General features: G+C 73.9%; 4 protein-coding genes. 1 reads left to right on the top strand and 3 read right to left on the bottom strand.

From position 1 onward, the window contains the following. The 3 genes from DEP02_RS24890 to DEP02_RS24880 form a co-directional block, all read right to left on the bottom strand. Positions 1 to 1,339 (bottom strand): TIGR02680 family protein (locus DEP02_RS24890; RefSeq protein WP_112469924.1); only part of this gene is annotated, 1,339 nt, incomplete at its 3' end. Continuing rightward, positions 1,336 to 2,598 carry a TIGR02678 family protein gene (locus DEP02_RS24885; protein WP_112469923.1) on the bottom strand — a complete coding sequence of 421 codons (1,263 nt, stop codon included), beginning with the start codon at positions 2,596 to 2,598 and terminating at the stop codon, positions 1,336 to 1,338. The genes DEP02_RS24890 and DEP02_RS24885, both read right to left, overlap by 4 nt. Next, a complete protein-coding gene (locus DEP02_RS24880; RefSeq protein WP_438947795.1) occupies positions 2,595 to 4,133 on the bottom strand; it encodes a TIGR02677 family protein in 1,539 nt (512 codons plus the stop codon). Before DEP02_RS24880 ends, DEP02_RS24885 begins: the two co-directional genes overlap by 4 nt. 387 nt (positions 4,134 to 4,520) lie before the next feature. Between DEP02_RS24880 and rsgA the strand changes: the two genes are divergently transcribed. After that, a complete protein-coding gene (gene rsgA, locus DEP02_RS24875; RefSeq protein ID WP_112469922.1) occupies positions 4,521 to 5,636 on the top strand; it encodes a ribosome small subunit-dependent GTPase A in 1,116 nt (371 codons plus the stop codon). The last annotated feature ends 242 nt before the right edge of the window (positions 5,637 to 5,878 follow it).

Genomic DNA, 5,878 nt, shown 5'->3' with positions numbered 1-5,878 from the left:
TCCTGCAGAGCGGTGACCGCGCGGTCGGAACCGCCGTTGAAGACTTTGTTGACTCCGCGCACGGAGATGATTGCGGGCTCGGCGCGCCGTCGGTGCGCAGTTCGTCGCCGAGCCGGGCGGCGGCGGCCGCCTCCCGTTCGCGGTCGAGCAGGTCCGCGACCTGCTCCTCGGCCGCCGACAGGCGTCGTCCGGCCGTCTCCAGGCGGCCCAGCGCCCGGGTGTGCGCCTGGGCCGCCTGCCGCCGGTCCGCCTCGGCGCGTGCCAGCTCCTCGGCGCTACGGCGCGCGTCGGCGGCGGCCTGCTCCAGCTCCCGGGCACTGCGCATCCCGGGACCCTCGCGCAGCGCCGCCTCCTGCGCCTTCAGCCGTGTGTCCGACTCCTCCAGCCCGGCGATCCGCTCGGCGGCCGTCGCCCGGTCCGCCTCGGCCTCCTCCCGCTCGGTGCGGGCCTGGGCCAGGTCGCGGTGCAGCTGCTCGTAGCGGGCGTGCTCGCTGCGCGGCAGCCGGGCCCGGCGCCGGGTGGCCACGCGGGCGTAGCGGCGGTAGTGGTCCAGGAACGCGGAGGCGGCCCGCTCCGCCTCCGCCGCCGCCCGCAGCTCCTCCTTCTCCTCGTCCAGGGACCGGAACGCCTCGGCCACGTCGGCGATCACCGCCTGGTCCATCGGCGGCAGCGCCTCGGTCAGCGCCCGGGACAGCGCCGTCTCGTTGGGCCGCTTCGACAACTGCGGCTGGCGCAGCTGGACGAGCAGGTCGACCAGGGCGGCGTAGCGCCGCTCGCCGAGGCCGAACAGGGTCTCGTCGACCGCCCTGCGGTAGGCCGTGGCCGTGTCGTACACCATGCCGCGTCCGGCGACGGCCTCCGCGAGCCGGTCCCGCGACAGCGCGGTGCCGGTCGCGTCGAGCAGGCTCAGCTCCGTGCCGATCCGCTGGTCGGTGACCGCGTACCAGTGGCGGGCGATGCCGCGGCCCGCGACCGCCTTCAACCCGCAGGCGAGCGTGCGGAAACGGGCCTGCCCGGTGTCCTCGTCGATACGGCCGAACTCGATCCAGGTGTAGCCGAGCCGCTCGGGGTGCGGGTGCTCCCCGCCGAGCAGCAGGTTCCACTCCATCCGCTTGCCCGGGTCGGCGTCGGGTTCCACCCGGCGGGCGGACAGGTCGCCGTCCAGGAGGAAGGGCAGGGTGAGGGCGAGGACCTTGGACTTGCCGGTGCCGTTGTTGCCGCGCAGCAGCAGGCGGCCGTCGCGGAACCAGAACTCCTCCGTGTCGTAGTGGAAGAGGTCGACCAGGCCGATGCGCAGCGGCCGCCACCGGCCGGGTGCGGGGACGGGCAGGGCGGTCACGGCTGCGGTGCCTTTCGCTCGGCGGTACGGGTCTTGCGCGGGCCACGGGCTCCCGGCCCGCGGACTCCCGGCTCCAGGACGACGGTCTCGCCGACCGCGTACCGCGCCAGCGCGGGCAGCGGGACCACGCCTTCGGCGGTGCGGGTCACCAGTCCGAGCGCGGTCAGCCTGGCCAGCGCCTGCTCCACCAACTCCCCTTCGGCACCGGGCTGCTTGGCGCTCTTGGACCAGAACCCGCCGTGCACGGCGGTCAGTTCCCGCACATGGCGTTCCAGCTCGTCACGGCTCGCCTCCCCGCCCGCGGCGGCGAGGCGCTCGGCGAGCAGCAGAGTGACGTGCCCGTGGGTGCCCTGCTCGGGCATGCGTACGTCGGTGAGGTCGTCCAGCGGGTCGACCATGGCGATGCCCTCGGCCCGCACCTCCGCGACCAGGCCGGTCAGTTCGCTGACGCGGGCGGTCAGGAAGGCGCGCTGCCGGGTCAGGTAGGCCAGCTCCTCGTCGGTCAGCTCGTCGTAGTAGAGCACCGGGTCGTCCAGGAGGCGGCGGGTCAGCATCTGGCGGGTCGCACGGAACCGCAGCTCGTCGCTGTCCAGGGCGCTCTCCGCGGTGAGTTCGGCCAGCCGCTCCTCGAAGTCGTGGGCGGCGATCATCGACGGGCCGTGGCGGGTGGCGAGCAGCCCGGCCAGGACCCGCCGCTGCACGTCGTACAGTGCGTCGCCCGACCCGCTGACGTACGCGTCCTCGTCCCCGGCCACCCGCCGCAGCACCCCGTAGCGCAGCAGCAGCCGCACCACCGCGGCGAGGTCCAGGCGCTCGTCGCGCCGCTCGAGCGTGAACTCCACACCGGCGGCGGCCAGGTGCGGATCGGCGGCGTCGAGCACCACCTGCTCGGCCAGGCGGCCGAGGGCGATCTGCGCCTCGCCGCGCTCCAGCGCGGCCAGCGCCAGACACAGCAGCACATAGCGGCGACGCGTCAGCGGCGCACCGGAGCGGGTCGCCTCGCGCGCCGGATGGGTCGGGTCGGCCAGGGTGCCGGGCGTCTTGCGCAGCCGGGCGGCCTCCGCGTCCACGCGCAGCGACCAGCCGGTGTTGCGGTCGAACCACTCACGCAGTTCGGAGGCGTGCTGCCGGACCAGACGGAACGCGTCGGCGTGCGGGCCGTGGGCGAGCAGCAGAGGCTCGCTCAGCAGGGCGCGGGCGGCCTTGTGGAGTTCGGCTGTGCGCCGGCCGTCCAGGACCTCGCCCAGGGGTGTGGTCATCGCTTCTCCAGGGTGAGGTCGGTGATCTCCACCGTGTGGTCGGGGCCGCGGAATACCCCGCCCGGTGTGCGGACCTCGGCCGTCGTACCGTCCGTCAGGGCGGTGAGCCGGATCTCCATCGTGCCGTCGTTGCTGGTGGCCACGGTCGTCGTCATGCCGGGCCGCCAGGTGGCCAGGGCGTCGCCGAGCAGCCGCAGGAACAGGCCGAAGGCCACCGGGTCGAGCTCCTTGAACTCCGACAGCCGGGTGGTGCCGTCGGTCGCCAGCCGGGCGCGGGCGGCCGCGATCTCCTCCGCCTGCCGGGCGGCGATCTCGGACAGCCGCCGCCGCTCCTCGGACCGGTCCCGTACCTTGCGGGCCTTGCCGCGCCGCTCGTAGCTCCCGGTGCGACGCAGCTGCGGGCTGATCCGCAGCGGCTCGGCCCCGGCCCACGGGGTGGACGCGGCCACCGGACGGGCCGCGCGCTCGGCGAGGGTGTCGGCGTCCACGGTGAGATGACGGGCGGGGTAGAGGCCGAAGGCGGCGCGCCACAGTCGGTGCCGCGCCTCGTCGTCGGGGGCCTCGGCGAACCAGCGGGCCAGGGTGCGGAAGTCCGCGGACCGGTCCGAACGCCCGGCCCGTCGCTCGTTCAACTGCCGTACGACCGCCAGGAGCTGGGGGATCGCTCCGAGGGCGCGTCCGCGCAGCAGACGGGCCTGCGACTCGCGGCCGTCCGCGGAGACGAACCAGGCGGTGAGCCCGGCCCAGCGTCCCGCCCACCGCGCGTGGGCCTGTGCCTCGGCGGTCTCGGCCTCGTCCGGGGAGGCGTCGGCCGCCTCCCGGGCCGCGGCCAGCCGCAGCAGCACGTCGGCCCGGCCCCGCGCCTCCAGCTCGCCGATGAGTACGGCGATGCGCCCGCCCAGGGTGATCAGGTCCTGGATGAACCGCTCCAGGTACTGGATCAGCCGGTCCTTGTAGGCGAGGAACACCTCCACCTCCACGCCGTGCAGGTCGATGGTGCGCTGCAGCGACCCCATGAACGCCCGCGCGTTCTCGGCGAGCGCCTCGAACCGGCTCGTCAGCGCGGACAGGGCCAGGTGCGCCTTGGCCGCGTCCGGCTCGTCCTCGGCGGCGAGCGCCAGCAGAGCCCGCAGCTGGGTGACGATGTCGTGCAGCGCCACGGCCTGCAGCGCGCCGCGCCGCCCGAGTGCTTCGTCGTACGCGGACAGCGCCTGCTCGGCGGCCTCGCCGGCTCGCGTGAGCTGGTAGATGAAGCGTTTGCGGTAGAAGTCCTCGACCGCCGTGACCCGGGAGGTGTCCGGGTCGGCCCGCAGATTGCCCCACTCGACGAGGCTGTCCAGCGCCTTGACCACGGTGTCCAGGTCGGTGGGCCGATGCTCCGGATCCAGCGCCGCGTGCACGTCCTCGGGCCGCAGATGCACCGCGAACCGCTCCTTGGCCGCCAGGAACGTGATCATCACCTGACGGTAGAGGGCGGTGTTGGGCACGGTGAGGTGCGCGAAGGGGGCATAGGAGGGGGCGTGGGAGGGGGGCACGGCAGATATGGCGGACACGGCGGGCCCCGGGTGCCCGGTACGGCCCGGCTCGGCAGGGTGGGACGGCATCATCGTCGTGGCATTCTCCCCGATGCACAGCCTGATGCGGCAATTGTGGCCAAAGCGTCACACTGAGTTGCTTCCGGAAAAACCGGTGGCGTCCGCAGCCGTGGCTTCCCTAGGGTGAGCCCTGCCTTTCGCGGTGGCCGTTTTCGGCCGCCGCTGCCAGTCGAGCGAAGAGGAAGAGAAGGAGGTGTGACCGATGGCTGTCTCTGTGATGGGCGCTGCCCGCATCCGGAAGTTCATCCACTCCACCTCCGCGGCCCTCGGCTGACTCACTGCCAACTACGCGCGCACGCGCCTGTGCGCGCTGCCGGGGCCGCCCTTGTGAAGGGTTCCCCCTTGAATCTCGCCTCGCTTTCCGCTTCGCCGCACCCTCTCGCCCCATACGGCTGGGACGAGGGATGGGAGTCGGCGTTCGCTCCCTGTGCCGGGCAGGGGCTCGTGCCCGGACGTGTCCTGCGCGTCGACCGCGGGCTGTGCGATGTCGTCACGCCGGCCGGTACCGTACGCGCCGACACGGAGTTCGTCGTCCCCCACGACCCGATGAAGGTCGTGTGCACGGGGGACTGGGCGGCGGTCGATCCGGCCGGCGAGCCCCGGTACGTACGCGCCCTGCTGCCGCGCCGCACGGCCTTCGTGCGTTCCACCTCCTCCAAGCGGTCCGAGGGGCAGATCCTCGCCGCCAACGTCGACCACGCGATCGTGGCCGTCTCCCTGGCCGTCGAGCTGGACCTCGGCCGCGTCGAACGGTTCCTGGCGCTGGCCTGGGAGTCCGGGGCGCGGCCGCTGGTCGTGCTGACCAAGGCCGACCTCGTACCGGACGCGACGGGACTGGCGTACCTCGTCCAGGACGTGGAGACGACGGCGCCCGGTGTCCCGGTGCTGCCGGTCAGCGCGGTGACCGGGGACGGCCTCGACGTCCTCGCCGCCGTCGTCTCCGGCGGGACGTCCGTGCTGCTCGGGACGTCCGGGGCCGGCAAGTCCACGCTCGCCAACGCCCTGCTCGGCGAGGACGTGATGGACGTCCGGGCCACGCGGGACGTCGACGGCAAGGGCCGGCACACCACCACCACCCGCAACCTGCTCGTGCTGCCCGGCGGCGGCGTACTCATCGACACACCAGGGCTGCGCGGAGTCGGACTGTGGGATGCCGAGAGCGGGGTCGGGCAGGTGTTCTCCGAGATCGAGGAGCTGGCCGAGCGGTGCCGGTTCCACGACTGCGCGCACCACCGCGAGCCCGGGTGCGCGGTGCTGGCAGCCATCGACGCCGGCGAACTGCCCCAGCGGCGGCTGGACAGCTACCGCAAGCTCATGCGCGAGAACCAGCGGATCGTCGCCAAGACCGACGCACGGCTGCGCGCGGAGATCCGACGGGACTGGAAACGCAAGGGCGCCGAGGGCCGGGCGGCGATGGAGGCCAAGCGGGGACGGTGGAGCTAGGGCCTGCCCGGCGGATCGGGCCGACTCCGGGCTACGGAGCCCGTCAGCCCAGGTGAGCGGGGGTGATGGGTGCCCCCTGCTCGAAGAGCTCGGGGTGGGGGTGCCCCCTGCTCGGAGAGCTTGGGGGAGTGCCGGACCCCGCGATTCCGGCATGAGCCGCCGGGCAGGCCCCGGCCTCGTCGGCCGTCCCAGGAGTCATGCTCCGGTCCCCGCGAGCGGCGGTCCTGCCGGGCCGCCGCTCG

This window comes from Streptomyces triticisoli (assembly GCF_003270085.1).
GTDB classification, from domain to species: Bacteria; Actinomycetota; Actinomycetes; order Streptomycetales; family Streptomycetaceae; genus Streptomyces; species Streptomyces triticisoli.
This window is presented reverse-complemented; position numbering and strand designations above follow the sequence as displayed.